The 914-nt window shown below is 42.3% G+C and carries 1 protein-coding gene; it reads right to left on the bottom strand.

The window, feature by feature from the left end:
* Positions 1-846, bottom strand: an 846-nt coding sequence (locus IQR33_RS11440; protein WP_193837158.1) for an IS110-like element ISVpa1 family transposase, incomplete at its 3' end; no start/stop codon positions are given.
* Positions 847-914: the final 68 nt, after the last annotated feature.

The raw sequence follows: 914 nt of genomic DNA, 5'->3' as shown, positions 1-914 counted from the left end.
TGCGGCATGAACAAAGAGTTCTCTCAGCTCTTTATTTCCTCGCTTTGAAATTCCCAGCATCCGTTGTTTCCCTCCAGTCGAGTACTGGAATGGTACAAGTCCGATCCACGCTGCAAAGTTTCTACCATTAGAAAAATCTGAAGGTTTTCCAACACACGATAAACAGCAAGATGCAGTCATGGGACCCACACCTGGTATCGTTTGAAGTAAAGTGTAAAGTTCATCTTCGGAACTCAGTTTTTCTATTTTTCGGTCTTGCTCTTTTATCCGTTCATTCAGTTGATTGTAATAGTCGAGCTGATTTTGTAGTTCCTGAACCAATAACGGAGGGATCGGTTCTTTGTTGTCCGCTAACCATTGAAACAGCTTTTTCATGTTTGCATGACCCCGTGGAAAGCTGATGCCAAACTCTATTAACATCGAACCAATACGGTTCATCGTTGCTGTCCTCTCCCTAATATAACCAGTTCTAACACGCCGAATAACGACGCCTACTTGAGCCTGCTCACTCTTTGGAGAAACGAACCTCATATTAGGTCTTGTAGATGCCTCAGCAATAGCAGCTGCATCGATAAAGTCATTCTTATGAGCTTTAACGTAAGGTTTTACATATTGAGGTGGGATAAGTTTAACTTGATGCCCGTATTCTTGGCATTTTCTTGCAAGCCAGTGAGCACCACAGCAAGCCTCCATTGCTATCAATGTTGGTTCATGCACAGAGATAAACTGTAGTAATTTACTTCTAGATAATTTGTGCCGATATTGTTCACGACCACTATAATCGTGGCCAACTAGATGAAAAGTAGACTTACCTAAATCGATTCCAATAACTTTGATTGCCGACATGATGGCACCTCCCAATATTCAGCGACATAGCTGAGTGTAGTGCAGGTGTGGGGCGTACCATCTTATTA

Origin of the sequence: Vibrio sp. OPT46 (assembly GCF_015163535.1) — a bacterium.
Classification (GTDB): domain Bacteria; phylum Pseudomonadota; class Gammaproteobacteria; order Enterobacterales; family Vibrionaceae; genus Vibrio; species Vibrio alginolyticus.
This window is presented reverse-complemented; position numbering and strand designations above follow the sequence as displayed.